A 25063-nucleotide genomic window follows, 5' to 3' on the forward strand; every position below is an offset into this window, starting at 1 on the left:
TTATTGAGAATTCTTAATACTGTAATTAATTCTATTTCTCGGTTTTCTTCTACTGTTTGGTATTTATTTGAAGAATATGCAATATTAATGAACCATCCATTTACATCATTATCCATTGTATTATCATAGGGGTTTTCTATTATTTTCAGTAGATTCTGTTTATACTTATCCTTACGATCTTTAAGAGTTCCTATATGTATAGAAGCAGTAGAGTTAGATAAAGATGAATAAATATTTCCTCTATTTTGAGTAGGTATATATACAACTGGAAAATTGTGTTGAAGTTGAGATTCTAGCAAAGCATTTTTATAATTAAATATTTGATCTTTATAAATAACTTCATTATCTAATTTTATAGAATTAAAAAGAAAATTATCTTTTGCAATAGACAAAGGATCAAATTTAAGATTTTTATTTGAAAGTAGTAAGGTAGTAAATATAGATTCAAGTGCTTTAGTCTTTCCTGTACCATTTTCACCAATAAGAACATTAATCTTTTTTTTAGATAATTCTAAGGTTAATTTTTTTATATTCTTTATACCTTCGAATTCTATATTAGTTTCATTTATAAGTAACATATTTTCTCCAAGTATTTGTAATTTTTATCAGTAAGTTTTATTTTTAATTAAATTATAGGAATAGTTGTCTTGCACAGATTAAAAGGATAACTATTTTTTTATTTGAGCAAATGTTTAGATTTGGTTTTAAATAGTGGTATTTAACTGCTATTTGTTTATATTAGGATTAATATGAATAGAATTCTTTTTAGTGGTCTGATGCTTATGTCATTCTACTTTGGAGCAGGAAACCTAATTTTCGCTCCGCAAGTTGGACTTGAATCAGGTCATAATGTTTTTTCAGCTCTTTCGGGCTTTACTTTATCTGCTGTAGTTATTCCATTTGTAACACTTGTAGCAGTTACTTTTACTGGTGACTCAGGACTTTCTTTTTATGGAAGAGTAGGTAAAACATTTGGTTACGCTTTAATTATCCTCTTAGTTATCTCTCTAGGACCTTTATTTGCAATTCCAAGGGTAGCTAATGTTTCTTACGAGTTAGGTATCCAACCTCTAATTAAAGATAATATCCACACTGCACTACCAATCGACTCCTCTTTTGGTTTAGTATATATTACTTTATTCTTCTTAATTAGTTATACCTTATCTCTATATGGTGATCGTCTAGTAGATACCATTGGTAAATACTTATCACCAGCATTAGTAATTTTCATCCTTGCTTTAGTAGTAACTTACTTAGCTGTGGGTCATGATCCAAGTGCAGTTACACCAACAGAGAAATACTTAGAAGCTCCATTTGCAACAGGGGCAATTGATGGTTATGGAACTCTTGATGCTCTAGCTTCGGTTATCTTCGGAGGACTAGTGTTACAAATGCTTCGTCCATCTCCTGAGACTCCAATGCAAGAAGTACGTAAAAGTGTAATTCAAGCTGGATTTATTGCTTGCTTACTTCTAGCTATTATCTACTTTGGTTTAGGTTTACTAGGTAACTATGCTAGTGGTTCAGAGCAAACTTCAGGTGCTCAAATCCTTATCTATGCTTCTACTATCGCTTTTGGTAAAGCTGGTATTTACATCTTTGCAATTATCGTATTCCTAGCATGTTTAACAACAGCTGTAGGTCTATTAAAAACAATTGCAAACTATAGCCACAACCTCTTTGGTATCTTTAGTGAAAAAGGTTGGTTAATTCTTTATACTCTTTCTTCAGCAGTTTTATCTGTACAAGGTTTGGCTTCTGTAATTAAAACTTCAATTCCATTTATCTACTTTACTTATCCTATTACTATTTCTTTAGTTATTGTAACTATGTTCAATAAATTTACAAAAGATCGAGTATGGGTGTACCGTTGGGTAATGATTTTTGTTGTGCCTTTTGCAGCTGCAGATTGCTTTAAATTCTTCTCAACCTTTTACTTAGATAAATCTATTGATATCTTAGGTTGGTTACGTCCTTTTGTTCCTTTTGGTACAAGTGACTTCAGCTGGTTCGTACCTATGTTAGTAGGTGCTGCTGTAGGTTTATTATTCCCGAAACAACCAGTAGTTACTTATTTACTAGGGGATAGAGAAAAAGCTCGTCGTGATCGTAAACAACAAGCAGAAGATGAATTTGAAGACGTTGTATAAATCAACATACAGTCTAAAAAATTTATAATTTAATTTATTCTTTTAATAATTTAATTAATTTGTTTATGAGAGAAAGTCTAAGCGACTTTCTCTCATTTTTTTTTCTAAAAAGAAAATTTAAATTCTTTAATTTACAAACACTAAGCTAAATTTCAGAAAAATTAGTCTTGATCTTTACACAAAAAATAGATAACCTAATATGGCAGTAAGTTGAATGTAAAATACATTTAACTTTTATATACGTAAATACGTATATATTTAAACATATGAGGTTTTATGAAAAGAATAATCTTTAGCGGCTTAATGCTAATGTCATTTTTCTTCGGAGCTGGGAATCTGATTTATCCACCATTAGCAGGTCTAAATGCTGGAAGCGAATTTCTTTCAGCTAGTTCAGGCTTTACATTAACTGCCGTTGTTATTCCTTTTTTAACTATTTTAGCGGTTGCTCTTTCTGGTGACTCAGCTTTATCACTTGCAGGTCGTGTAGGCAAGGTATATGGACTTATCTTTACCGTTATTATCATTCTCTCTATCGGACCTTTATTTGGTATTCCGAGGGTAGCTAATGTTTCTTTAGATATAGGAATTAAACCTTTATTAGATGCTTCTAACTCTCAAGGTAGTATATCTCCTGCTGGTCTGTTTTATATTCTTATCTTCTTCTTTATTTCCTTTATTCTTTCTCTTTACGGGGATAAACTTGTTGACACTATAGGTAAATACTTATCTCCAGCATTAGTAATTTTTACTCTTGCTTTAGTTGTAGTATATGCTTTTACTGATAACGTTAAAGAAGTTGGAGAAGTAGGTAAAGAATACGTATCGGGAGCTTTCTTTAAGGGAGCAATTGATGGCTATGGTACTTTAGATGCAATTGCCGCTGTAGCTTTTGCAGGTTTAATTGTAAATGCTCTAAGACCTTCACCAGATACTCCAAAAAGTGTTGTTTTCTCAGGGGTTATTAAAGCTGGTTTTATTGCTTGTGCTTTACTTGCAGTTATCTACTTTGGTCTTGCGTACGTAGGTAATGTTTCTGCAAACTCAGGAAAAACCACTGGTGCTGATATTTTAGTTTATGTTTCTCAGCAATCATTTGGAGCTGCAGGGCAACTAGTATTTGCGATTATCGTATTCTTAGCGTGCTTAACAACTGCTGTAGGTTTATTAAAAACTCTTTCAACCTATTCAAGAAACTTATTTGGTCTCTTAACAGAAAGACAATGGTTAATTTTATATACCGTGTTTTCTGCAGTTCTTTCGGTTCGTGGTTTAGATTCAGTATTAAAAACCTCTGTACCTATGATCTACTTAACCTATCCAATTACTATTGTTCTCGTAATTGTAACGTTATTTAATAAATGGACCAAAGATCGTGCATGGATCTATTTCTGGACAGCTTTACTTGTTACTCCTGTAGCTTTTGCCGATGCATTTAGAATTTTCTCAGATAACTACTTTGGTAGAAGCATAGATCTAATTGGCGCAGTAAGAGATTATATTCCTTTAGCTAACACTGACTTTAGTTGGGTAACTCCGTTTATTGTCGCTGTAGTTATTGGTGCTTTATTCCCTAAAAAATCAGTTAACAATCTACTATTAGGTGATAAAGACGCTGAATTAAGACGCAAAAAACAAAGAGCTGAAGAAGAATTTGAAGAAGTTCTTCCATAACTTAAAAAAATCAGGAAGAAGAATTTTACTTCCTGATTTTTTTGCTTCTTAAAATATTTTTTGCTATAATATCCAAGTTATATTTTTTCAAAGTAATATTCCCTTTGAATGTATCTAGAAAATATAACAAAAAATCCTTCAAAATTTTATTACACTTTAATCAATTCAATTTTAATTTTTAATAGGAAAACACACATGGTAGTTATTCGTTTATCAAGAGGCGGTTCTAAAAAACGTCCTTTCTATCAAGTAGTTGTTGCTGACTCACGTTTTGCTCGTGACGGTCGCTTCATCGAAAGAGTTGGTTACTTCAACCCATTAGCTTCAGGTCAAGCTAAACGTTTAGAATTAAACTTAGAAGCAATCAAATCATGGCAAGGTAAAGGCGCTCAATTATCAGATCGCGTTGCTAGCCTAGTTAAAGAAGCTCAAAAAGCTGCTTAATCTTTATTTATATTACCAACTGTCATTTAGCACAGTTAAACTCGTAAGAGTATAAACTTTCAGAATTATTTTATTTTTTAGTATTAATCTTTTTACTAGCTCTGGCAGAGGAATAGTTAAGCATTTATAGCTAACTACTGTTAACTAGGTGAGGAATTTTCAATGAGTAATATCATTAAAAAGCTTGAAGAAGCTCAATTAAAAAAAGACCTACCAAGTTTCCGTACTGGTGACACATTAGAAGTTAAAGCGTGGGTTGTTGAAGGTAATAAAAAACGTTTACAAGCATTTGAAGGTGTTGTAATTGCGATTCGTAATCGTGGTTTACACTCAGCATTTACTTTACGTAAAATCTCTAACGGTGAAGGTGTTGAGCGTGTGTTCCAAACTCACTCTCCAATCATTGATTCTATTACTGTTAAACGTAAAGGTGCTGTACGTAAAGCTAAACTATACTACTTACGTAACTTAAGTGGTAAAGCTACACGTATTAAAGAACGTCTTGAAACTAAATAATTTTAGTTTTCAGAGTCAAGGGAAGGATCTAAGATCTTTCCCTTTAATTTTTATTTAAATTATCCTCGCTTTAGTACTTTCCTTTTAACTTTCTTTTTTAACCCTCTTCTTATAATTATTTTTTAATATTTTTTACTCCTATTTTTCAACAATTAAAATTCAATTTATAAAAAAAGATCTTGCCAAGATTTAGTTAATTCAGTAGAATAAAATTATAGCCAAAATTAAATACTACATTTTTCAATTCATCAGAGGTTTTATTTTATGATTAACATTATTATTAATATTATTTCTTAAGAACTTAGTAACCAATTGAACTTTAAATGTTACTAAGGATCTTAGTAAATTTAAAGTTGATTACTAGGTTTAGGAATAAATTATTAATAATGCTTAACTTTCCTCTTCCTTGCCATTTCAGGCTATACACTCAAATCATTCAACTTACTGCCCTTATCTCTTCGGGTGTAAGTAATCAATTTTCACTTCTTACATTTTTGATCCTTACCTTACTTTTTAAGTTCCTTTGTTTTACTTATACTTTTATTTAATTAAATTTTTTACTTAAACTATGAATTAAAAAGGAACTATGACTTATGCCTGCATATCCAAAAGAAATGAGAAAAGCTGTAATACAAGAATATAAACGTGGTAAAAAAACAGCCGCTCAAATAGCTAAGGATTTTGGAATTAGTTATATTACTTTATACGCTTGGTTAAAAAATGTAAAAAAACGGAAAGTTAATAGTAATTGTAATTCTCAAGCAAAAACAACCTCTACTACAGGAGTAAAAACAAAAGAAAATGTTTCTCTACTCTTAGAGCGTATTGAAAAATTAGAGGCTATGGTTTTAACGCTACAACAGGAATTAGATAACCATAAAACTAATCCTAGTTTGCAAAGATAAAATTTATCAAAGATAAAATTTATTAAACCTAATAACCTTTAGGCTAATATTTTTCTGTCAATTATTGATTTACTACAAATATAATTGACTTTCAACACCTAGCAATATGTTAGGTGTTTTTATTTTTATAAAAGTGATATAATATAAAGCAAATTGCGAGATTAAACTCTCATTAATTAATATTAACAATTTTTCTATATACAACTTTTTTATTGTGGCTTTATTAATAACGCAAAAATGTACAAATTGTGACATGTGTTTACCAGAATGCCCAAATAATGCAATTTATGTGGGTGAACACATCTACGAAATAGATCCATTACTATGTACAGAGTGTGTAGGGTTTTATGATACGCCAACATGCCAAGCTTGTTGTCCTATAAATAAATGTATTATTAGCGATCCAAATTACGTAGAATCACAAGAAACTCTATGGGAAAAATTTATTTTAATTCATCACGCTGATGAGTTATAACTCTCCCCTCCAAATTAGGCAAAGTGCAAGAAATTGCCTTAATTTGGTCTTTTGCCACATAATGATTTTCTAATTTAGTATCTTGCAGATCCTAGTCCTCTAGAGATCTTTTTTTAACTTTAATTTTTTACTAGCGGAGGTCTAATGAATCGAATTCTTCATACTATGCTACGTGTAGGTGATTTAGATCGTTCTATCAAATTTTATACTGAAGTACTAGGGTTAAAACTATTAAGAACTTCAGAAAATCCAGAATATAAATATACTTTAGCTTTTTTAGGTTATCAAGCAAATCCAGAGCAAGCTGAAATTGAATTAACTTACAACTGGGGTGTTGATAAATATGAATTAGGTACAGCTTATGGACATATAGCTATAGGTGTAGAAAATGCCGCTCAAGCTTGTGAAAAAGTAAAACTTGCAGGAGGCAAAGTTACTCGTGAAGCCGGTCCGGTAAAAGGTGGTAAAACCGTAATTGCCTTTGTTGAAGATCCTGATGGTTATAAAATTGAATTTATTGAAATGAGTTCACGTCCGCAAGCTGGTTCAAAAGAGGTATAACTTGATACTTAACAATCAAGATACTGGGCAAACTTCTAATCTAGATCAGGAATTCAGTGCTGAACAAATAGATAAAATCTGCAACTTAGCTCAAACCTTTGATTACGATTTATTTGTCAATGACCATGTAAATGGAATTAAAGAATATAATGGACATACCTTTGCTAACTATGCTCAAGTTACGCAATTAGATAAAAACAATCCTGTCGCTACTCAAGCAGCAGAATATATGGCTAAAAGATTTCGTGGGTTCTATCCTTTAGTTGTAGATATTGAAACTACAGGTATAGATCATCATGAAAACTCAATTATTCAAATTGCAGCTGTGGCTCTTACTTTTGATCAGGATTTAAATTTAGTCCCTTATGCTGAATTAAAATTAAATGTTCATCCTTTAAAAGGTAATAGTATCAATCCCGACTCTATTGCTATTACTAAAATAAATCCCTTTAACTATCAACGTAAAGCTGTAGACTTAACCACAGCTCTTACCGCTCTTTGTAAGTTTGCTCGTGGAGCACAAAAAGCTCATGGTTGTAAAAGAACCGTACTTACGGCACACAATGTAAACTTCGATAAAGGTTTTATTTACCACTATCTCGAAAAATGTAAAATAAAACGTATTCCGTTTCATCCTTTTACCGTTTTTGATACTAGTGTATTAGGAGCTATGTTTTTAGCTGATTCTCGCTTAAAAATTGCGATTAATAAACTTCCAAATGAAACCTTTGATTCTAGCAAAGCTCATGATGCTCTTTTTGACGCTCATGAATGTGCTAAACTATTTGCTTACTGTGTTAATTCTAGTAAAGACTTGGTACAACCATATCTTAGCGAAGAAATAGCATAAATATTTTTCATCATTTTAATTACTCTTTTATATGAGCAATCAATTTGTTTTTACAATGCACCGCTTATCAAAAGTAGTGCAACCTAATAATCGTTTTATCCTTAAAGATATTAACCTTAGCTTTTTCCCTGGAGCAAAAATCGGGGTACTCGGCTTAAATGGTGCAGGTAAATCTACCCTTTTAAGAATTATGGCTGGGGTTGATACTAATTTTGATGGTACTGCTCGTCCTCAAGCAGGCATTAAAATTGGTTATTTACCACAAGAACCAGAATTAGATCCAAATAAAACCGTAAAAGAAACGGTAGAAGAAGCTCTTGGAGATTTAAAAAATGCTCAAGAGCAACTCGAACGCATCTATGCTGCTTATGCTGAGCCTGATGCAGATTTCGAAAAATTAGCAGCTGAACAAAGTAAGTATGAAGCAATTATTCATGCTTCAGGCATGGAAGAACACGAAATTGAACGTGCTAAAGATGCTTTACACCTACCGCCTGACGAAGCCTTAATTGGCAATCTTTCTGGAGGTGAAAAGCGTCGTGTCGCTATTTGTCGCTTACTACTCCAAAAACCTGACATGCTCCTTCTTGATGAGCCTACCAACCACCTAGATGCTGAATCTGTTGCTTGGTTAGAAAAATTCTTAGAAAGATTTGAAGGTACAGTTGTAGCTGTTACCCACGACCGTTATTTCTTAGATAATGTTGCAGGTTGGATTCTTGAATTAGACCGTGGTGAAGGAATTCCATGGGAAGGTAACTATAGTTCATGGTTAGAACAAAAAGAAGCTCGTTTACAACATGAACAAAGTACTGAAAATGCTCGTCAAAAATCTATTCAAAAAGAACTTGAATGGGTAAGACAAAATCCTAAAGGTCGTCAAGCGAAATCAAAAGCTCGTATGGCACGCTTTGATGAATTAACTTCTCAAGAATACCAAAAACGTAATGAGACCAATGAAATCTTTATTCCACCTGGTCCACGTTTAGGAGATAAGGTAGTTGAGGTTCAAGGTCTAACTAAGGGATATGATGGTCGTACTCTCTTTAGCGACTTAAATTTCAGCTTACCAAAGGGAGCTATCTTAGGAATTATCGGAGCTAATGGTGCGGGTAAATCAACTTTATTCCGTATTATTACTGGTAAAGAACAAGCTGATGCAGGACAAGTTGTCTTAGGAGAAACAGTTAAAGTAGCTTCAGTTGATCAATTTAGAGATAATTTAGACAATAATAAAACGATTTGGGAAGAAATTAGCCAAGGACAAGATATTATGCAAATTGGTAATTTTGCAATTCCATCTCGTGCTTATGTTGGTCGTTTTAACTTTAAAGGTTCAGATCAACAAAAACGCATTGGCGAATTATCTGGTGGGGAAAGAGGACGTGTGCATTTAGCAAAACTTCTCCAAGCAGGTGGTAACCTCTTATTACTAGATGAGCCTACCAATGACTTAGACGTAGAAACTATGCGTGCACTTGAAAATGCAATCTTAGAATTCCCAGGTAATGCAATGATCATTAGCCATGACCGTTGGTTCTTAGACAGAGTTTGTACGCATATTCTTGACTATACCGATTCAGGAAAAGTAGTATTCTTTGATGGTAACTTCACCGAATATGAAGACTGGAAACAAAAAAATCTTCCACCGGAAGAACTAGCACCTAAACGTCGTAAATATACCCATATCTCCGCTCGTGGTGCATAAAATTTAACCACTAGAGAAGGAATCCTTCGGGAGACCTTCTCTTTTTTGTTTCAAATAATTTCTTACAATTTATAGTATAATAATAGAACCTGATAAAAGTTTTATCCCTTTTATACGGTAAGTTTTTACTATCAATAAATATACAATTACTATGGAAACAAAAAAAGTTATTATTCTAGGCTCAGGTCCTGCAGGTTATACGGCTGCCGTATACGCTGCTCGTGCAGGTTTAGAACCTGTATTAATTTCAGGTCCTCAAGTTGGTGGACAGTTAACAACTACTGATGAAATTGAAAACTGGCCTGGAGCTTTTGAAAAAACTACAGGTACTCTGTTAATGAATAATATGCGTCAACACGCTTTAAACATGGGTACTGAAATTATTGCCGATACTGTTAAAAAAGTAGATTTATCTACCCGTCCATTTAAATTATATGGGGCTAAAGAAGAATATTCGACTAAAGCTTTAATTATTGCCACTGGTGCTTCAGCAAAATATTTAGGTTTAGAATCTGAAACTAAATATAAAGGAATGGGAATTTCAGCTTGTGCCGTTTGTGATGGTTTCTTCTACAAAAATGCAGAAGTAGCTGTTGTAGGTGGTGGTAACGTTGCTCTTGAAGAAGCTCTGTATCTTTCAGGAATTGCAAGTAAAGTACATTTAATTCACCGTCGTCAAGAGTTTAGAGGAGAAAAAATTCTGCAAAAACGTCTTGCGGATAAGGTTGCAGAAGGAAAAATCGTCCTCCACTTAGATTCAGTAGTAAAAGAATTTTTAGGTGATCCTAATATCGGCTTACAATCTATAACCTTAGAAAATGTAAACGACAAATCAGAAACTAATTTACCTGTAGCAGGTGCATTTATTTCTATAGGTCATCACCCAAATACAGAAATTTTTGAAGGTCAATTAGATATGACCAAAGGTTACATTAATGTAAAAGCTGGTGGTGAAAGATATAGTACGCAAACAAGCGTTGCTGGTGTTTTTGCTGCAGGTGATGTTGCAGATCACACTTATAGACAAGCGATTACTTCTGCTGGTGCAGGCTGTCAAGCTGCTCTTGATGCAGAATACTATCTTTCTCAACTTGAAGAAAATTAATTCAAAAACATTAAAGCTAGCCATAAAATGCTAGCTTTTTTTGTATTAGGACATTTTATGAACAAAGCACATCAAAAGTACTTAATGAAAATTTTAGATAACTACTGTGCTCCAATGAAACGTTATCTAAATATTTTTATTTTTGTAATCACTTTATGTACTATTTTTCAAGTTGTTGCTATAACTAAGTTAGTTAGTATTCTTATAACAACTCCCGAAGACTTTTTTAATGCAAGTATCTATCTTGGCGTAGTTTTATTAACCATGGTTATTAAAGCTCTTGCTATTTTTTTAAGATCAAGCCTGACCCAAAAGCAAGCGGCAAAAATTCGTACTGAAGTAAGAAATCAAGTGTTAAAGCGATGTGAAAATCTAGGAGCTAAAGGTCTTGGACATAATACTATTGATATGTCGATCTTTTACCTAGAACAAGTAGAATTGCTTAATAATTATATTGCTCGTTTTTATCCTCAAGCTATAGCTTCTCGAATTCAACCTATACTTATTCTTATTGCCGTATTTTGTTTAAACTGGATTGCGGGTTTAATTCTTCTCATTTGTTTCCCCTTATTACCGGTGTTTATGATCCTTATTGGTCTAAAAACCTCGGAAATGAATGCTAAACAATTAAAAAATCTTTTATTCCTTGGCAATCAGTTCCATGACAAACTCGTAGGCATTAAAACTATTATTGCTTTTTCTAAACAAAAAGAAACTTTAGAAAAGATGACCATTAATAGTCAAAATTACACTTACACTACTATGCAACTACTTAAAGTAGCTTTCTTAAACTCTGCGGTTTTAGAGTTTTTATCTTCAGTTTGCGTAGCTTTAATGGCAGTATACTTTGGGATTGCTTATCTTGAGCAATTTAGTTTTGGTGCTTATGCAGGTACTGGAATATCTATTTTTGCAGGGTTTTTCTGTTTAACTTTAGCCGGCGAGTTTTTTCAGCCATTGAGAGATCTTGGTACCTATTATCATGACCGTTCTTCAGCTCTTAATGCGATTGATGAATTAGAAAAATTTATTAATCAACAGGCCCAAGAAAATCAAGATTATCTTGATATTGAACAAATTAGTCCTGTGCTCGAAGAAGAGGAAAAAGATAGCCTTTATGATTCAAGTTTTAAAACTATAGATCTTGCGACTAATGCTGACTCAAGCAAAATATATAATAAACGTCAAAGCAAAAGAGCTAAACAAGCTCTTGCTAAATTAACTCTCGATGCCAGCCAGGCTCCAGCAACTCAAAACTTAAAATACCCATTTCAACATCCAAGCTCTACTTTTATTAAACTTACACGTAATAGTGTAATTAAAGCTGAGGATTTATGTATTTATACCCATTCAGGGCAGCTTTTAGTTGCAAATCTTAACTTTAGTTTTACATTAAATGAAAAAGTTGCCATTATTGGCGAATCGGGAGCGGGAAAAACCAGTCTCCTTTCTTGTCTATTAGGTCTTTATCCTTATACAGGTAGTTTAACCTTTGATCAAGTTGAACTAACTGAAATTAATCGTGAGTTTTTCTATCCTTACTTAAGTTGGTTAGGGCAAAATCCAAATTTAGATCAAGTATCTATTTTAGAGAACTTAAGTTATAGTTCAAGATTTTTAAACAATAATCTTGAACAAGCCCCTGTAATGAATCAAAGCGTCGCACTCAACGCTTTAGAACAAGAATATGCTAACTACCTCTTTAAATTACCTGATTTAAGTAGACTGAGCATCCAAGATGCAATAAATAATGCTCAATTAAACTCTTTAGTTGCTGAACGTGGTTTAACCTATACTATTCAACAACATAATATGGGCTTATCTGGAGGGCAAGTGCAACGCTTGGCTCTAGCTCGAGCTCTTGCTAAGCCTCATTTACTTTTGATTATTGATGAGCCTACCGCTAATCTTGATCATAAACTTGAAAAGGCGATCTTTAGCAATATTCAAAATCATGCACAAGGAATTATCATGGTAACGCACCGACTCGAACAAAGTAGTGCTTTTGATAAAGTATACTCCCTAAATAAAAATGGGATTTACCTAGAAAAGGAGGGCAAATATGCTTAAGTTATTAATTAACTTATTTGCAGGTAAAACCTTTATTATGCTTCTAGGCTTAATTCTAACGATTTTAAGTTTAGGTTCATCTCTAGGTTTATTAACTTTATCAGCTTGGTTTCTTGCTTCATGTTATCTTGTTGCAAGTATAGATTTTAATATTTTCTATCCCTCAAGTTCAGTACGTGGCTTCGCTATTGCCCGTACAGCTTTAAAGTACATTCAAAGATTAGTTACTCATAAAGCTACTTTTGATGTCTTAACTAAGCTTAGAGTTCAGGTTTTTGCGAGTATGCTTCCTTTATTTACTGATGTAAATAAAATTCATGCTTTTAAAAAAAATCTCCAGCTTAGCGACAATGAGTTGTTTGATCGCATTATTAAAGATATAGATAACTTAGACGGCTTTTATGTAAATGTGTTAATTCCTTTTTTCGGAACAATTTTACTATTTTTAGCCTTTACCATAGGTTTAACCTTTATTGACTTTAAATTAGCTATTTTCGTGGGTAGTTGTTTAATTGTTACTACTTTAATTGTGCCATGGATTTTTTATCCTTTAGGAAAAAAAATTGCTAGTAATGTAGAAAAAGAATCAACTAAGCTACGTCTTGCTTTTCTTAACTATCTTGAATTCCAATTTGAAAGTGTAATCTTTAATAAACAAGAGAAAAAAATTACTTATTTAAATCAACTAAATAATAATTTAATTAAAGAACAGCTTCAACAAGATAAGTACGTAAATCTCTCAACCTTTATTTTGCAAATTCTTTTAGGAGTACTCTTAACAGTTACCATTTTTGGAACAAGTTACTTACAAGTACTTCATGCTAGTGATTTACGTTTACCAGGCTTAGCTTTAATCTTTATTTTCTTAATTATAGGTTCAATAGAGTTTATTGTTCCTTTAGCTAATTTATTCGTTCATTTAGGACAAGTTATTTCTTCAGCTCAAAACCTAAATCCTTTATTACAAAATCGTCAAGCAGCTCAATTAGCTCAAAATTTAATCGATGAAGATTTAGGGAAAAAAGCTAAGTATAAGGTTGAGACAAATAATTTTTATCCTCAACCTCTTGCTAAAGAAATAGGAGAAAAAGTTAAATCTATTAATATTCAAGTAAAAGACCTTAACTTTAGTTATCAAAATAACCAAATTATCAAAGATCTTAACTTTGAATTTCAAGGGCAAAGCTCCTATCTCATTAGTGGAGATTCAGGTTTAGGAAAAACTACTTTTTTAAATTGTCTTCTTGGTCTTGAAACTTCTTATCAAGGAGAAATTATTTTTAATCTCTTTGATGAACAAGGAAATTTACTTAATACTCTTGAAGCTCGTGGAGGGCAACAAAGAGAATTATGCGTTCATCTCAGTCAAAGAGTGCATATTTTTAATGATTCTATTTTTGATAACTTAAAAATTGCAAACTCAAGCTTAACTCTAGAACAAGCACAACAAACACTTAAACAAGTAGGGTTAGATTATTTAAGTAAAGACTTAATGCAGATTTTGGGAAATGGAGGGCGTGCTCTTTCTGGTGGGGAAATTCGAAGAATTGGTATAGCTCGAGTATTACTTTCTCAAGCTAAAGTAATTATTTTAGATGAACCAACCGAATCTGTTGATGCAAATCTTGAGAAAACGGTATTAGAATTAATTTTTGCTCATGCTAGAACGAATCAAGCTACCGTAATTCTTGTTTCTCATAATAAGAATAACTATAGATATTGTGAACATATTCTTACGATGCAAAAGTCAAACTCTTCTACTCAATTCCAAGAAGTTGAAAAAGATAAAGAATAAAAAGGTAAAAATAGAAAAAGAGAGTCTTTCGGGACTCTCTTTCTTATTAAATTATTTTGTAAAAAATTTTTTACGATAAAAAGCTAATTCACCTATAGAATCTTCAATATCATCTAAAGCTAAGTGTGAACCTTTTTTCTCGTATTTATAATCAAATCCCCAAAGGAAATTTAATTGTTTTATCGTTGATACATCAATTAAACGATAGTGTAAATGCTCTGCAATCTTTGGCATATACTCTAATAAAAAAAGCTTATCTGTAGCAATAGAATTACCACATAAAGGAGAAGTTTTCTTATTGGTATATTGAGAAATAAACTCTAAAGTTTGTTCCTGAGCTTGCTCTAAAGTTATATTTGAAGCTTTTACACGTTCAATTAGACCATTTTTAGTGTGCATTTCTCGTACTACATCACTCATAGAGTCAAGAAATTCTCTAGGCGTATCAATTGCAATTACCGGACCATGAGCAAGGATGTTCAGATCCTTATCTGTGATAATTGTTGCAATTTCAATAATACGTTCTTTTTTTACATCTAATCCTGTCATTTCTAAATCTATCCAGACAAGATTTGTATCTTTATCACCTAAATTCTTGCTCATTATAAGTCCTTAAAAAAATGGCGGTGAGAGAGGGATTCGAACCCTCGATACACGTTAATGTATACACACTTTCCAGGCGTGCTCTTTCGGCCTCTCAGACATCTCACCAAAAATAAAGGCTTTATAAAAAAATAACATGATAAAAAGAATAGTGAGTTTGCTCAGTAATATGTTGCCTTTATTTAAAATAAACTTTTAATCTTTTGCATTAGTTGCAAAGTTATACTCTGGATTTTGTTCCATCCACTCCTGAGTTTCAATAAAAGAAAACTCAGGCATCTCAGAGCATTGAGAAAAATCTTTGTTAGCTACTTTGGTATTTAGCTCATGATACTCTTTTCTAAATAGAGCTTCTAATTCAGTTGCTAAAGCCTTAGCTTGATTTCGTTTCATCCCTTTAGTATTAATAGGCTGAAGATATTTCATTATAACATCACCATTATCTAGCTTACCAACTTTATAGTTGTTAAGGTCAGAAACTACGATAGGAACTATAGGCACTCCAGCTTCGATTGCCGTTAAAAAGGCTCCGCTTTTAAAAGGAGCTATATCCCAACGACCATAAGATCTTGTACCTTCGGGAAAAAGCCAAACACAATACTTATGCTTTGTTATCTTTTCTACAACCTGCTGTACAGTTTTGTAAGATTTACTCGCTGAAGTTTTTTCAATTAAAATATTCCCTGCTGCCCAATACATCCAACCAAAAATTGGAATCCATGATAACTGTCTTTTCCCTACAGTTACAGTATTTGGTTGAATCATTTTCGCAAGGGTTACTATGTCTAAAGTATTCTGATGATTTGAAATATACACTGCGGTTGTCGGCAGTACATCTATTTCTTGTTCAACTTTTGTATTTAAACCATATACAGGCTTGAGCATTGGACGAACAAAAGTTGCAATGCGGTACATATTTTTTTTATCTTTTAGTTTAAAAAGACAAAGAACAAAAGCTACTAGACATAAAATAATCCAGTACACTAGTACCACTAAAGTACGGACAAAGGCAATAATGTAGTACATAAGAAATTTGAAACAAAATTAGTTTTGTCAAAACACCTTTAAATTATATTACTAACGGTAAATTTGTCAAAATTTTTTTAACACAACTAAGAGAGTAACATTATAAATGCTACTCTCTTACTTGGCAATTATTTTTCTGAGCTTCAAAAGCCTTATTAAGAATTTCGGTTGCGTTTCTCGAGAAAGTATGATTTGTAATTAGATCCTCTAAAGCATCGATAACCATTTGTCTAAATGGATCTAAATATAAATCATAATTAGCAAAGCTACGACATAAATATGGAGAAACTCCCGGATTATTTTTGTCTACTTTAATAATTAACTCTTTAATGTACTCTATCCCCTCTTTAGTAAAGAAAAGATTTAAATTTAATCTTAAACCTCTAATCAGAGTATATAGAGAATTAGGTTTAGTAATACTAAATTGTTTTGCATTTGCTAATAATGCTTCAACTTGAGCCACCGATTTTGCATTTTTGAGGCGTAAAGTTAAGAGTTCATCTAAGCATGAAGCTGTATCTTGATACTCTAAGGCAAACTTATCCACAAGATAATCTAATGCGCTGAGATCATTATTTATAATCGCTTTGATTACTGCGTGCTTATCATTGTAGCAAGAAGCTTGAGTATAAAGTTGTTCTACTAGCTCTTGGTTCTCTTGGCTAATAGTTAAGAGACTTAAAAGCTGATCACGCAGTGCTCGTTCACCAAAATGTAAAGAATTATATTCCCAAGTTCTAAATGGTAACTGAGCATAAATACCTTCTAGTTGTACTTTATAATCCTGATAGAGCTTAGTTTTTATAGCTTTATCAATTTGAGCATACACTAGTGGATTTACGGCTTTATTTGCACTAGTAATTGCATTACTCACATTATGGAAACGTAATACTGCGGAAGTAAAACTCGCATCTTCTAAAGCTAAAGCAAAAAGATTTTTATAGATGGTCGCAAAATGCTCATCTACTTCTAATTGAGCTTGAGAATTACGCACAAAGTTTTCTTCATTAAGACGGAAAATACTATTGTAATACTCTTTCAACGCAAAATACTTTCCATAAAGATTTTGACAATGAGCTGCTACAGTTGCTAATTGTGAACTTGTTGTTTGTTGTATGACCCTAACCGGAGAACTAAAATCTAAATTCGTAACTACAATTAACTCTTGCTCTTGATTAGCTATCTCTACAACTAGTTCTTTTGTTTCAAATACTAACAGTTCAGGAATTGCCTTACCTTGAAGATCTACAAGATTAGTTAAGGTTTGCCCTTCTGGAGTTAGGAAATGGGTTTTTAAAGCTAGAGTTAAAGGTTGCTTTTCTTGTTGATCAAATGTTGGAGCTGTTTCTTGAACAAAAGTTACTTTTTGTACTTTGGTTTGAGGGTCATATTCGCTAGTAACTTTTACTTCAGGAGTTCCTGATTGACTATACCAAAGACGGAAATGATCTAAATTATATCCAGAAGCATCAGCCATAGCTTCAACAAAATCTTCACAAGTTACCGCTTTACCATCATGACGCTCAAAATATAATTTCATCCCTTGTTGGAATTTCTCTTCACCAATTAAGGTATGTAGCAAGCGAATAACTTCCGCTCCTTTTTCATACACCGTACTGGTATAAAAGTTATCTTGAGATTCTACCTCATCAGGTCGAATTGGATGAGAAAGCGGACTTTTATCCTCATTAAATTGATAAGCTTGAATTTCTTCTGCATCATCAATACGCTTCATCGTACGATTAACAGTATCCGAAGAATACTCTTGATCACGGAACACCGTTAAACCTTCTTTTAATGTCAGCTGAAACCAATCTCGGCAAGTAACTCTATCGCCAGTCCAGTTATGGAAGTATTCATGAGCAATTACAGAGTCAATACTAAATAAAGAATCATCAGTAACTGTATCTTTACAACCTACAAGTAATTCATCATTAAAAATATTTAACCCTTTATTTTCCATTGCTCCAGCATTAAAATAAGCAACGCCAACTACCATAAAGATATCAAGATCATACTCTAAACCAAAGCGATCTTCATCCCATTTCATTGCTCGTTTTACTGCTTCCATGGCAAAACGAATTTGTTCTAAACGTCCATATTCTGCAAATAAGCGTAGTTTTACTTTACGTCCTGATTTAGTAATAAAGTAATCATCAAGAACTTCAAAGTTACCCGCTACACAAGCAAAGAGATAAGATGGTTTTGGAAAAGGATCATGCCATTTAGCAAATTTACGTCCATTATTGAGCGAACCTGACTCTAAAAGGTTACCATTTGCTAATAAATATTCATAACTATCATTAGTTTCTAGATAAGTTGTAAATACAGCTAGACAATCCGGACGGTCAAAATAGAAAGTAATTCTTCTAAAACCTTGAGCTTCACATTGAGAAACTATTACTTTATCTGATAGATAAATACCAGACATAGATAAGTTTTCTTCAAGATTAAACTCATTTTCAATCTCAAGAGTAAATTCTTGAGGCTCAGAAAGAGATGATACATCTATCTTTAAGTTTTGAAATCCATCAACTCCTTCAAGATCTTCTAATACATAAGCAGACCAATCTTGACCATTAATCTTTACTGCTAACAAATTCAGCTTTTGCCCATCTAGGACAAAAGATGTTGCTTCAGTATTTAATCGTTTAACCTTAATCTTACTTTGAACACGGCTTACAGGTAAATCTAAATTTAACTGCAAATCAACCTGAGTTGCCGTAAAATCTAAAGGTTTATAATCTAAACGTTTAAGCGTTCTCTTTGTCATGAATAAAACCTCTACTTATAAATAATAAGTATATTATAACTTATAAATAAATAAACCTCTGATAAATCAGAGGTTTATTTATAATCTTTTTTTTCAGAATTCAATTTTCTTTTCTTAATCAAACTATTACATAGGCTTAAGCAGAGTATCTAAACCTATATTCATTAATATTGATTAGTTTTAAAATTTAGTCTGATTGCTTTGATGCCATAGCTAAAGCTGCTTCTACTTTTTCACGTACATTATTAGATAAAGTTTGAGTAGCTAAGTACTCTAATTGCTCTACAACCATTGCACGATATTTATCGCTAAGTTTGTAGAATTTTAAGAGTAAACTTACAAGATTAGAAGATAACTGTGGATTAAATTTATCCGCTCTTAAAGTTTCTTCAGTAATATATTTAACTCCTGACTTATCTAAATTATACATAACTTTGAAGTTATTATGAGCTAAAGGTCCGGTAATAGCACGTACACGATTTGGATTTTGACTATCATAAGTATGAAGTTTGGTTAGCTCTTTAACCTCATCAATACTTTGAGCATATGTTGCTTTTAAACTCTGATAAGCATCTAAAACAAGAACTTCATGATGATAACGTTTTAAGAAATCTTCTTCTAAAGTTACTAGTTCTAATTTATTAGCAAGATTTACCCCAAGAGCGTTAATACGATCTGTAAAGTTATCTGCTTGCTCATATAACTCTGTCACTAATTCTTTATGCTCACCATGACGAGTTGCAAGAGTAATTAACACCGCTTTTAAGTCTCTTAATCCAGCTTGCTGGACATTAAACTCAAATGCTCCTTGTTCAGGTAGATCTTTTAATAAGGCTAAAGCACGATGACCATGAGCTAAAGCTAAAGTTTGATTTACTTGTTCATATACATTTGCAACAGCTAAAGGATCTAGATCCTTTTCAAAACGAGCAGCTATAGCCGCTGGAGAAGTAAATCTTAATAAAATTGCATATACCGCAGGATTATCTATAGCTCGGGCAAGTAAATTTTCATAAACATTGAGGTATAAACCTAATGCTTGTCCAGCTAATACTGGATTACCCGTTAAATGAGCTTTATATACCTCAAAGTTTAAATCTTGAACTGCTTGGAAACGAGCATATTCGTTGTTAACATTTTTGGCAACAAAAGCTAACTCTTCAAAAGATCTATCTTGATGTACGATAACTGGAGCAGAAAAATCAACATTAGTTACTACCACTAAAGGCTCTGCGGTCGAGATTTGTAAATTTAATTTTTCTTGGTCAAGAATAATTAAATCCCCTATCTCTTGTCCATCCACAGTTTTTAAGTCTAAAACTTGATTACCTTGTTGGTCTAAGAAAATAGTTTTTAATGGTAAAACTAATGGTTGTTTCTCTTGTTGGTTATTCGTTGGATAAGTAACTTGAGTAAAATCTAAGAATAATACTTGATTTTGAGCATCAAAGTGTTGTTTTACCGTTACATGTGGCGTTCCCGACTGGCTATACCAAAGTTTAAACTTATCTAGATTTACTCCTGAAGCATCTGCCATAGCAGCCACAAAATCATCACAAGTAACTGCTTGCCCATCGTGACGCTCAAAGTATAATTTCATCCCTTTTTGGAAATTAGCTTCACCAATTAAAGTGTGAATCATACGGATAACTTCTGATCCCTTATTGTAAACCGTTAAAGTATAAAAGTTATCTTGTGATAACACTTTATCCGGTCTAATTGGATGTGAGGTTGGACCATTATCTTCATCAAACTGGAAGTTTTGCATTGCAGCTACACTTTCAATACGCTCTAAAGTACGATCAAAAGTATCAGAAGTAAATTCTTGGTCACGGAATACGGTTAAACCTTCTTTTAAGGTTAATTGGAACCAATCACGACAAGTAACTCTGTCTCCGGTCCAGTTATGGAAATACTCGTGTCCTACCACCTTGTCAATGCGTTTAAGACGAGCATCGGTAGCCGTATCCTTATCACCTACTAAAGCTGATTCATTAAAAATATTTAGACCTTTATTTTCCATAGCTCCCATATTGAAAAAGCTTACGGCAACAATCATAAATAAATCTAAATCATACTCTAAACCAAAACGTTCTTCATCCCATTTCATTGAGCGTTTTAAAGAACTCATGGCAAAATCTAGTTGAGAAACTTTTCCGACTTCACCAAAAATCTTTAAGTCTACTTTACGCCCTGATTTAGTTACAAATTGATCTTCGAGAACATCAAACTCACCTGCTACTAAAGCAAAGAGATATGAAGGTTTTGGAAAAGGGTCATGCCAAACGGCAAAATGCTTCCCATCATCTAAATCTCCAGACTCCACCGGATTACCATTAGAGAGCAAATATGGATAAGCTTGTTTATCTGCGGTAATTTTTACGGTAAAAATAGAAAGATTATCAGGACGATCAAAATAATAAGTAATTAATCTAAATCCTTCTGATTCACATTGTGAACAAATATGCTCACCTGCTTTATAAATTCCCGATAAACGTTTATTATTTTCTACTTCAAGCGCATTCTCAATTTCGAGAACAAACTCATCTTGATTATCTAATTTACTAATATCAATTGTTAACTTTTGGAATTTACCTTCTCCAGGTAAGTTCTCAAGTTTATAATCATCCCATGCTAAACCATTTACTCTTAGTTTTAATAAAACTAAATCTTGTCCATCTAGACTAAAAGTAGTTACTCCAGGAGTTAAACGTTTAAATTTTAGTTCAGACTTAACAACTGCAGGATATTCTTCTTGCTGAGAAAAATTAAAATCCAAATTAGTTTCTACGATATGAAAATCTAATGGACGATAATCAGATCGTAACATAGCTTTATTTTCAGCTTGTGTCATCATAGTTCCTTATAATTATAAATAGTCTTTTGCCATTCTAGATTAACACTTGAGAACATCTTTTTGCAAGTATTATGCAACTTTTCTTTAATAGCTTAGTAAATTACTAAGTTATTAAGGATTTAACTTTTATAACTTTATCTATAAAGATAAACTATCAGTTAAACTTTAGTTTAAGTTAAAAGCAAAAATACAAGTAAAACTTCAAAAAGATAAAAAGTTATCAATAGTGATCTAAAATTAGCTTCAAATTAACATTTTTTATCCAATAGTTCTACTTTTAGTATGGATTTTTAGTACTTTAAGCTCACATAAATAACCTTAACTCAAGTTACTAATTTCTTCATCTAATTCTTTTAGATCTAAGTTCAAGAAATCGATTTTTACCTTGCTTGCAAGATAATTTAATTTTTTACTTTGAGAAAAAATTAAAAAATAATCCAAAAGCAAAGTTTAGCTCAAGGATAAAAAAAGCATAAAGCAATGAATAAAATTATAAAAGGGTTTATAATATGCAAGTTTTTATAATTCTACGATGAGGTATAAACGTGGGACAAGATCAAGTTAATATTTGGACGCAAGACTATGCTGCCATTGGAGGTTCTGAAATCCTTACAGCACTAGTTGCGTTAGTTCCTATTGTATTCTTTCTTTTAGCTCTAACTGTTTTAAAATTAAAAGGGCATATTGCTGCACTATTTACTCTAGTTATTGCAGCAGTTATTGCAACTTTCCTCTATGGCATGCCATTCCAAGCTACAGCTTCGGCTACATTACTTGGTATCTTAAGTGGTTTATGGCCAATTGCTTGGATTGTAATTTGGGCAATCTTTATCTATAACATTTGTGTACGTTCAGGTAAATTCGAAGTAATTCGTTCATTTATTTCTGGAATTTCAGATGACCAACGTGTACAAGTATTATTAATTGCGTTTGCTTTTGGTGCTTTCCTTGAAGGGGTTGCTGGTTTCGGTATTCCTATTGCTATCGGGGCAGCTTTATTAATTGGTTGTGGTTTTAAAAATCCAATTATGGCAGCGGCTCTATGTCTAGTAGCAAATATGGCTTCAGCACCTACAGGAGCTATTGGTATTCCTGTAACTGTAGCTGCTCAAGTTACACACATTGATGCTTCAGTTTTATCAGCATTAATTTCACGTCAACTATCTATTGTTATCTTTATCCTACCATTCTGGTTAGTAGCAATGGTTGACGGTATTCGTGGTATAAAAGATACTTTACCAATGATTTTAGTTGTTTCTATTGTTTCAATGGTAACAGCTTATATTGTATACAACTACATTGGTCACGAATTATCAGATATTATTATCGGTGTGGCTGCAATGATTGCAGTAATTGTGTTCTCTCGTATTTGGAAACCTAGACGCAAACTAACTGCTGAAGGTTATGTACAAGATTCACAAGCTACTACTAACAACACTGAGGTTAAAACTTACTCAGCTGCTCAAACTATTTTCGCATGGTCTCCATTTATTGTGATTACTGTATTAGCACTAGTTTGGACTTTACCAGGCGTAAAATCAGCTTTAAGCTTCTTAACTTCAACTTTTGAAATGCCTGCATTACACGGGGCAATTCAAAAAGGTGCTCGTTTAGCTGCAGAAAATCAAGCTCCTGAAAGTGCTATTTGGAGATTTGATGTTTTAACTTCAGTAGGTACAGCTCTATTCTTTGCTGCAGTATATACTTTAATTGCATTCCGTGTTAAATTAACAACAGCTATTTCAGTATTAGTAGCAACAATTAAACAACTACTATTCCCAATCTTAACTATCTGTTTTGTATTAGCATTTGCTAAAGTTGCAGACTACTCAGGTCAAACTGGTTCTATTGCGATCCTTTTATCACAAACAGGCGTAGTATTCCCAGTATTAGCACCTTTATTAGGTATGTTAGGGGTATTCTTAACAGGTTCAGTAGTAAACTCAAATACTTTATTTGCAAAAGTACAAGTTACTACCGCACAGTTAATCCATGTTGATCCTAACTTATTAGCAGCTTCTAACACTTTAGGGGCAATTACTGGTAAAGTAATTTCTCCACAATCAATTGCTATCGGTTGTGCGGCTGCAGGTGCTCAAGGTCGTGAAGGTGAATTATTATCATATGTATTAAAACATGCGGTAATTTTTGCAATCTTTATCTGTATCTTAACTGTTCTTCAAGCTTATGTATTAACTTGGACAACAATCGTTTAATTACGAAAAAATGCTCTTGGATTTTCCGAGAGCATTTTTTATATATAAATGTAGTAATTAACTTTTGGTTTATGTTAAAATCAAAATAATCCATTCAATTTTATTTTGCTTCCTGCAAGCTTAGAAGTTATCATATGTTATTTTCAAATTTAGAAACTAAACCTATAGATCCTATTATTGGACTCTACTTAGATTACTTAGCTAATCCTAATCCTAAAAAAGTTAATCTGTCTATTGGCTTATACTTTGACGAAGCTGGTCGCATTGACTTAATGGAAGCTGCAAGAAAAGCTGCTCTACTTGTAGCTCAACAAAATCAAGCCAAAGGTTACTTACCTATAGATGGTGACCAACAATATCTTCAAGCGATTAATGAACTAGTATATGGTAAAGACAATCCAGTACTAGCTGAAAAGCGTTTAGCTAGTGTACAAACTTTAGCTGCTACTGGTGGCTTACGTGTAACCGCTGACGCACTTAAGAACTTTGCTGGTTCACAACGCTGTTGGGTTTCAAATCCAACTTGGAGCAATCACATAGATATTTTTAAAGAAGCTGGCTATCAAGTTGGTGACTATACTTATTATAGTCACGAAAATATGGATGTAGACTTTCCTGCTTTATTAGCAGATTTAGAAGCAAAAGTTGGTGAACGTGATGTAGTTTTAATGCACCCTGTATGTCATAATCCAACAGGTGCTGACTTAAATGCTGAACAATGGTTAGAAGTTTATCAACTAATTAAACGTAAAAATGCAATTCTTGTCCTTGACCAAGCTTATTTAGGTTATGGACGTGGCATTGAAGAAGATGCTACTGCCGTACGTTTAGCAGCTCAGCACTTAGAACAATTTGTTCACATTTTCTCGAGTTCAAAAACTTTTAGTATTTACGGTGAACGCATAGGTAACGTAAATATTAAATGTAAAGATGCTGAACAAGCAAAAATCTTGACTTCAAATTTAAAACAAATTATTCGTTCGACTTACTCTACGCCAATTGCTAATGGAGCACGTTTAGTTAAAACTATTTTAACTACTCCACAAATTCGTGAGTTATGGTTTAACGAAATTAATACTTATCGTCAACGTTTACAACAATTAAGAAAAGACTTTGTTGCTAAACTTAAAACTTTAGGTGTAGACTTTAGTTACATTGAAAACCAATACGGCTTTTTCTCTTTCTTAAAATTAACACCGGCACAGATCCAAGAATTAAAAAATACTTATGGAATTTATCTCCTTGCGTCTGGTCGTATTAATTTTGCTGGTTTAAATCACAATAATATTGATTATGTAACTCAAGCTATTGCTGCTGTAATTAAAGGATAATAAC

At 32.7% G+C, this 25063-nt stretch carries 18 protein-coding genes, 1 tRNA gene and 1 pseudogene; 14 read left to right on the forward strand and 6 right to left on the reverse strand.

What is annotated here, in order from left to right; translation table 11 throughout:
- A pseudogene (locus CKF59_RS02490) lies at positions 1-578 on the reverse strand (AAA family ATPase); the annotation flags it as partial.
- 171 nt (positions 579-749) lie between these two features.
- On the opposite strand from CKF59_RS02490, the gene brnQ (CKF59_RS02495) reads away from it, so the two are divergent.
- The 12 genes from brnQ (CKF59_RS02495) to CKF59_RS02550 all read left to right on the forward strand — a co-directional run bounded on the left by brnQ (CKF59_RS02495) (position 750) and on the right by CKF59_RS02550 (position 14253).
- The gene (gene brnQ, locus CKF59_RS02495; protein ID WP_119534409.1) at positions 750-2150 is read left to right on the forward strand and encodes a branched-chain amino acid transport system II carrier protein; all 1401 of its coding nucleotides are present in this window, start codon (positions 750-752) and stop codon (positions 2148-2150) included.
- Between the two features lie 276 nt (positions 2151-2426).
- Positions 2427-3824: a branched-chain amino acid transport system II carrier protein gene (brnQ, locus tag CKF59_RS02500; protein WP_119534410.1), complete on the forward strand. Its 1398-nt coding sequence runs from the start codon at positions 2427-2429 to the stop codon at positions 3822-3824.
- Positions 3825-4019: 195 nt separating this feature from the next.
- Entirely contained in the window at positions 4020-4268 is a 249-nt protein-coding gene (rpsP, locus tag CKF59_RS02505) for a 30S ribosomal protein S16 (protein WP_119534411.1), read from the forward strand.
- A 162-nt stretch (positions 4269-4430) separates the two neighbouring features.
- Entirely contained in the window at positions 4431-4784 is a 354-nt protein-coding gene (gene rplS, locus CKF59_RS02510; protein ID WP_119534412.1) for a 50S ribosomal protein L19, read from the forward strand.
- A 593-nt stretch (positions 4785-5377) separates the two neighbouring features.
- Entirely contained in the window at positions 5378-5689 is a 312-nt protein-coding gene (locus CKF59_RS02515; RefSeq protein WP_119534413.1) for a helix-turn-helix domain-containing protein, read from the forward strand.
- 214 nt (positions 5690-5903) lie between these two features.
- Positions 5904-6164, forward strand: a complete 261-nt coding sequence (locus CKF59_RS02520; RefSeq protein WP_119534414.1) for a YfhL family 4Fe-4S dicluster ferredoxin — start codon at positions 5904-5906, stop codon at positions 6162-6164.
- A gap of 144 nt (positions 6165-6308) precedes the next feature.
- A complete protein-coding gene (gene gloA, locus CKF59_RS02525) occupies positions 6309-6725 on the forward strand; it encodes a lactoylglutathione lyase (RefSeq protein WP_119534415.1) in 417 nt (138 codons plus the stop codon).
- Position 6726: 1 nt separating this feature from the next.
- Positions 6727-7575, forward strand: a complete 849-nt coding sequence (locus CKF59_RS02530; RefSeq protein ID WP_119534416.1) for an exonuclease domain-containing protein — start codon at positions 6727-6729, stop codon at positions 7573-7575.
- 31 nt (positions 7576-7606) lie between these two features.
- Positions 7607-9283 carry an energy-dependent translational throttle protein EttA gene (ettA, locus tag CKF59_RS02535; RefSeq protein ID WP_119534417.1) on the forward strand — a complete coding sequence of 559 codons (1677 nt, stop codon included), beginning with the start codon at positions 7607-7609 and terminating at the stop codon, positions 9281-9283.
- A gap of 151 nt (positions 9284-9434) precedes the next feature.
- A complete protein-coding gene (gene trxB, locus CKF59_RS02540; RefSeq protein ID WP_222985505.1) occupies positions 9435-10388 on the forward strand; it encodes a thioredoxin-disulfide reductase in 954 nt (317 codons plus the stop codon).
- Positions 10389-10445: 57 nt separating this feature from the next.
- Positions 10446-12458, forward strand: a complete 2013-nt coding sequence (locus tag CKF59_RS02545; protein WP_222985515.1) for an ATP-binding cassette domain-containing protein — start codon at positions 10446-10448, stop codon at positions 12456-12458.
- The gene (locus CKF59_RS02550) at positions 12451-14253 is read left to right on the forward strand and encodes an amino acid ABC transporter ATP-binding/permease protein (protein WP_119534420.1); all 1803 of its coding nucleotides are present in this window, start codon (positions 12451-12453) and stop codon (positions 14251-14253) included. Before CKF59_RS02545 ends, CKF59_RS02550 begins: the two co-directional genes overlap by 8 nt.
- A 51-nt stretch (positions 14254-14304) precedes the next feature.
- Here the strand turns inward: CKF59_RS02550 and orn are convergent, their stop codons facing one another.
- The 5 genes from orn to pepN (CKF59_RS02575) all read right to left on the reverse strand — a co-directional run bounded on the left by orn (position 14305) and on the right by pepN (CKF59_RS02575) (position 21512).
- A complete protein-coding gene (orn, locus tag CKF59_RS02555) occupies positions 14305-14856 on the reverse strand; it encodes an oligoribonuclease (protein ID WP_119534421.1) in 552 nt (183 codons plus the stop codon).
- Positions 14857-14874: 18 nt separating this feature from the next.
- Positions 14875-14964: transfer RNA gene (locus CKF59_RS02560), tRNA-Ser, on the reverse strand.
- 87 nt (positions 14965-15051) lie between these two features.
- The gene (locus tag CKF59_RS02565) at positions 15052-15882 is read right to left on the reverse strand and encodes a 1-acylglycerol-3-phosphate O-acyltransferase (RefSeq protein ID WP_119534422.1); all 831 of its coding nucleotides are present in this window, start codon (positions 15880-15882) and stop codon (positions 15052-15054) included.
- Positions 15883-15991: 109 nt separating this feature from the next.
- Positions 15992-18655, reverse strand: coding sequence for an aminopeptidase N (gene pepN, locus CKF59_RS02570; protein WP_119534423.1), 2664 nt, complete (start codon positions 18653-18655; stop codon positions 15992-15994).
- A 187-nt stretch (positions 18656-18842) separates the two neighbouring features.
- Positions 18843-21512 carry an aminopeptidase N gene (gene pepN, locus CKF59_RS02575; protein ID WP_119534424.1) on the reverse strand — a complete coding sequence of 890 codons (2670 nt, stop codon included), beginning with the start codon at positions 21510-21512 and terminating at the stop codon, positions 18843-18845.
- Between the two features lie 545 nt (positions 21513-22057).
- Between pepN (CKF59_RS02575) and CKF59_RS02580 the strand changes: the two genes are divergently transcribed.
- On the forward strand, positions 22058-23728 hold the full coding sequence (locus CKF59_RS02580) for an L-lactate permease (protein ID WP_222985517.1): 1671 nt from the start codon (positions 22058-22060) through the stop codon (positions 23726-23728).
- 134 nt (positions 23729-23862) lie between these two features.
- On the forward strand, positions 23863-25059 hold the full coding sequence (locus CKF59_RS02585; protein WP_119534426.1) for an amino acid aminotransferase: 1197 nt from the start codon (positions 23863-23865) through the stop codon (positions 25057-25059).
- Positions 25060-25063 lie beyond the last annotated feature (4 nt).

This window comes from Psittacicella gerlachiana (assembly GCF_003585965.1).
GTDB lineage: Bacteria > Pseudomonadota > Gammaproteobacteria > Enterobacterales > Psittacicellaceae > Psittacicella > Psittacicella gerlachiana.

What these genes read in the sequence shown, in the direction of transcription:
- brnQ (WP_119534409.1), top strand. Translation starts at nt 750, where the DNA reads ATGAATAGAATTCTTTTTAGTGGTCTGATGCTTATGTCATTCTACTTT.
- brnQ (WP_119534410.1), top strand. Translation starts at nt 2,427, where the DNA reads ATGAAAAGAATAATCTTTAGCGGCTTAATGCTAATGTCATTTTTCTTC.
- rpsP (WP_119534411.1), top strand. Translation starts at nt 4,020, where the DNA reads ATGGTAGTTATTCGTTTATCAAGAGGCGGTTCTAAAAAACGTCCTTTC.
- rplS (WP_119534412.1), top strand. Translation starts at nt 4,431, where the DNA reads ATGAGTAATATCATTAAAAAGCTTGAAGAAGCTCAATTAAAAAAAGAC.
- CKF59_RS02515 (WP_119534413.1), top strand. Translation starts at nt 5,378, where the DNA reads ATGCCTGCATATCCAAAAGAAATGAGAAAAGCTGTAATACAAGAATAT.
- gloA (WP_119534415.1), top strand. Translation starts at nt 6,309, where the DNA reads ATGAATCGAATTCTTCATACTATGCTACGTGTAGGTGATTTAGATCGT.
- ettA (WP_119534417.1), top strand. Translation starts at nt 7,607, where the DNA reads ATGAGCAATCAATTTGTTTTTACAATGCACCGCTTATCAAAAGTAGTG.
- trxB (WP_222985505.1), top strand. Translation starts at nt 9,435, where the DNA reads ATGGAAACAAAAAAAGTTATTATTCTAGGCTCAGGTCCTGCAGGTTAT.
- CKF59_RS02545 (WP_222985515.1), top strand. Translation starts at nt 10,446, where the DNA reads ATGAACAAAGCACATCAAAAGTACTTAATGAAAATTTTAGATAACTAC.
- CKF59_RS02550 (WP_119534420.1), top strand. Translation starts at nt 12,451, where the DNA reads ATGCTTAAGTTATTAATTAACTTATTTGCAGGTAAAACCTTTATTATG.
- orn (WP_119534421.1), bottom strand. Translation starts at nt 14,856, where the DNA reads ATGAGCAAGAATTTAGGTGATAAAGATACAAATCTTGTCTGGATAGAT.
- CKF59_RS02565 (WP_119534422.1), bottom strand. Translation starts at nt 15,882, where the DNA reads ATGTACTACATTATTGCCTTTGTCCGTACTTTAGTGGTACTAGTGTAC.
- pepN (WP_119534423.1), bottom strand. Translation starts at nt 18,655, where the DNA reads ATGACAAAGAGAACGCTTAAACGTTTAGATTATAAACCTTTAGATTTT.
- pepN (WP_119534424.1), bottom strand. Translation starts at nt 21,512, where the DNA reads ATGATGACACAAGCTGAAAATAAAGCTATGTTACGATCTGATTATCGT.
- CKF59_RS02585 (WP_119534426.1), top strand. Translation starts at nt 23,863, where the DNA reads ATGTTATTTTCAAATTTAGAAACTAAACCTATAGATCCTATTATTGGA.